The organism is Streptomyces sp. SID14478, assembly GCF_010548525.1.
In the GTDB taxonomy this organism is placed as follows: Bacteria; Actinomycetota; Actinomycetes; order Streptomycetales; family Streptomycetaceae; genus Streptomyces.
The window spans coordinates 1-2911 of sequence record NZ_JAAGMG010000014.1 but is presented as its reverse complement, the minus strand read 5'-3'; the positions used below and the strand labels follow the sequence as shown (position 1 = coordinate 2911).

3 protein-coding genes and 1 pseudogene are annotated in these 2911 nt (G+C 73.7%); 2 read left to right on the top strand and 2 right to left on the bottom strand.

Annotation, left to right across the window (positions count from 1 at the left end):
* Together G3I40_RS00780 and G3I40_RS00775 are read left to right on the top strand one after the other, a co-directional pair.
* Nucleotides 1–829: FAD-dependent monooxygenase (locus tag G3I40_RS00780; RefSeq protein ID WP_203643142.1), on the top strand; the 829-nt coding region annotated here is incomplete at its 5' end.
* Nucleotides 830–895: 66 nt separating this feature from the next.
* Complete coding sequence (locus tag G3I40_RS00775) at nt 896–1801, top strand: Gfo/Idh/MocA family oxidoreductase (RefSeq protein WP_164300194.1); 906 nt, start codon at nt 896–898, stop codon at nt 1799–1801.
* 4 nt (nt 1802–1805) lie between these two features.
* Here the strand turns inward: G3I40_RS00775 and G3I40_RS00770 are convergent, their stop codons facing one another.
* Both G3I40_RS00770 and G3I40_RS00765 read right to left on the bottom strand, forming a co-directional pair.
* Nucleotides 1806–2672, bottom strand: coding sequence for a fructosamine kinase family protein (locus tag G3I40_RS00770; RefSeq protein ID WP_164300193.1), 867 nt, complete (start codon nt 2670–2672; stop codon nt 1806–1808).
* A 25-nt stretch (nt 2673–2697) separates the two neighbouring features.
* Nucleotides 2698–2911 (bottom strand): annotated as a pseudogene (locus tag G3I40_RS00765) (apolipoprotein N-acyltransferase); the annotation flags it as partial.

Genomic DNA, 2911 nt, shown 5'->3' with positions numbered 1-2911 from the left:
CCTCGCCGACCCCGGCGACGCCGCCGACCCGGCCCGTCCCGCCCGGGTCACCACCCCTGAGGGCGACCTGGAGGCGGACCTGGTCGTCGGCGCCGACGGCATCCGCTCGGCGGTGCGCGGCGCCCTGTTCCCGCAGCACCCGGGAACGGCGTACTCCGGGTTCACCACCTGGCGCGTCCTCGTACCGCCGCTCGACCGGCCCTTCGTGCAGCACGAGACCTGGGGCCCCGGCCGGATCTGGGGCACGCACCCCTTCGCGGACGGCACGGTCTACGCGTACGCGGCCGCCATGACCCCTGCGGGAGGCGCCGCCCCCGACGGTGACGAGAAGGCGGAACTCCTCCGCCGGTACGGGAGTTGGCACCAGCCGATCCCCGCGATCCTCGACGCGGTGCAGCCCGGCCAGGTGCTGCGGCACGACGTGCACCACATCGCCGTCCCGCTGCCCGCCTTCCACCACGGCCGCGTCGCGCTCCTCGGCGACGCCGCGCACGCCATGGCGCCGACGCTGGGCCAGGGCGGCAACCAGGCCATCGAGGACGCGGTCGTCCTCGCCCACCACGCCGACCCCGACGGCCCGCTGGACCTCGCCGGATACACCGGTGCCCGACAGCCGCGCACGACGGCGATCGCCCGCAAGGCCATGACGGTGAGCCGCGTCAACATGCTCGCGCACCGGCCCGGCATCGTGCTGCGCGACGCCGCGATCCGCGCCGTCGGCCTGGCCGGGCCCGCGCTGCTGCTGCGCGGCATGGACGGCATCGCGGACTGGCGGCCTCCGCAGGAGCACGCCTACGGGGAGAACGGCGTCGAGGGCGCGCGGGTGTAGCGGGGGAGACGCCCCCGTATGCTGCCCGGACGGGGCGGGAAACGGCTACATGAGGAGCACAGGGACGTGAAGGTCGGCTGCATCGGACTCGGGGACATCGCGCAGAAGGCCTATCTGCCCGTGCTCACCACTCAGGCGGGCGTCGAGCTGCACCTGCAGACCCGCACGCCCGCGACCCTCTCCCGCGTCGCCGACCAGTTCCACGTCCCGGCCGCGCAGCGCCACACGGACCTGGACGCGCTGCTCGCGCAGGACCTCGACGCGGCGTTCGTGCACGCGCCGACCGCCGCCCACCCGGAGATCGTGACACGGCTCCTGGAAGCAGGCGTCGCCACGTACGTCGACAAGCCCCTGGCGTACGAACTCGCCGATTCCGAGCGGCTCGTGGCCCTCGCCGAGGAGCGTGGCGTCAGCCTCGCCGTCGGCTTCAACCGGCGCCACGCACCCGGGTACGCCCAGTGCGCCGAGCACCCGCGCGAGCTGATCCTGCTGCAGAAGAACCGGGTCGGGCTGCCCGAGGAGCCGCGCTCGATGATCCTCGACGACTTCATCCACGTCGTCGACACGCTGCGTTTCCTCGTGCCCGGCGAGATCGACGACGTCACCGTGCGCGCCCGCGTCGAGGGCGGCCTGCTGCACCACCTGGTGCTTCAGCTCGCGGGCGACGGCTTCACGGCGCTCGGCGTCATGAACCGGCTCAGCGGATCCACCGAGGAGATCCTGGAGGTGTCCGGGCAGGACACCAAGCGCCAGGTGGTCAACCTCGCCGACGTCATCGACCACAAGGGCCAGCCCACCGTGCGCCGCCGCGGCGACTGGGTCCCCGTCGCCCGCCAGCGCGGCATCGAGCAGGTCGTGCTCGCCTTCCTCGACGCCGTCCGCGCGGGCAAGGTGCTGGACGCCCGCGACGCCCTCGCCACCCACGAGCTGTGCGAGCGGATCGTCGGCGAGGTGCAGCGCCGCACCGCCTGAGGCCTCAGGCGAACCGGCGTACCGTCGCCTGGATCTTCGGCACCCAGTCGTCCTGCGCACCGAAGTGCGCGACGGCGCTGAGGAGTTCGCGCAGGTGCAGCAGCTCCATGCGGTCCTGCCAGCCGTCCTGCAGCGGGTGGACCTCCTGGTAGGCGTCGAAGAAGCGGGACGGCGGAGGGTTGAGGCAGTACGCCATGCTGAGCTCGGACTCCGCCCAGTTCCAGCAGACCGCCGGGTCGATGAACACGGGCTCGCCGTGTGTGCCGGCGACGATGTTTCCCTGGTGGAGGTCGCCGTGGTTCAGCACGGGCGGCGCTGCCGGAACCAGCTCGGGCAGCCGGTCGCAGATGCGCTCCAGGCCCGCGAGGTCGCCGGGGTCCAGGGCGCCGTGGACCTTCGGCTCCCGTACGTAGCGCAGGATCCGGCGGTCCGCGAAGAACGCGTGGCCGTCCGTGGCCCAGGCGTTCTCCTGGGGGAGCAGGCCCAGCCAGCCGTCGCTGTCCCAGCCGAAACGCTCCCCGTGCACGGAGTGCAGGTCCGCGACGGCGCGGCCCGTCGCCTCCCAGAAGCCGTCGCCGTCCGGCAGGGCCTGGTCCAGCGCCTCCATGAGGAGGTGGACGGCGCTCACCTCCAGAACGCGCGGTGTGCGCAGACCGCCCCGCTCGCTCAGGGCGCGCAGGCCCTCCGCCTCGTGCGCGTACAGGCCGGGGAGCTCGCCGGCCGTGCACTTGAGGACCGTACGGCTGCCGTCGGTGAGCGTCAGACGCCAGACGTCGTTGACCGCGCCGCCCTGCAGCGGCTCGGCGTCGACCACGTCCGCGAGGACGGCGCTCGGCACGGTCCGCCAGTGCGCGCTCCCATGAATCGTCATGGTCGCCGACGCTATCAATGCGGGATCAACGCCCGTGCGACACCTGGGCGGTGGGCAGCTCCGACGCCGCCGCCCGGCGCCGCAGCCGACGCGCCGCCTCGACCGCGGCCAGCACCACGAGGACCGTCACCGCCGCGTGCACCGGCCAGTCGCCGAAGCGGACGTAGAGGGTGCTGCCGTGCGCCGTCGGCACGTCGTAGACGCGGGCGGCGCTCGCCGACGTACCGAGCCAGGACCCG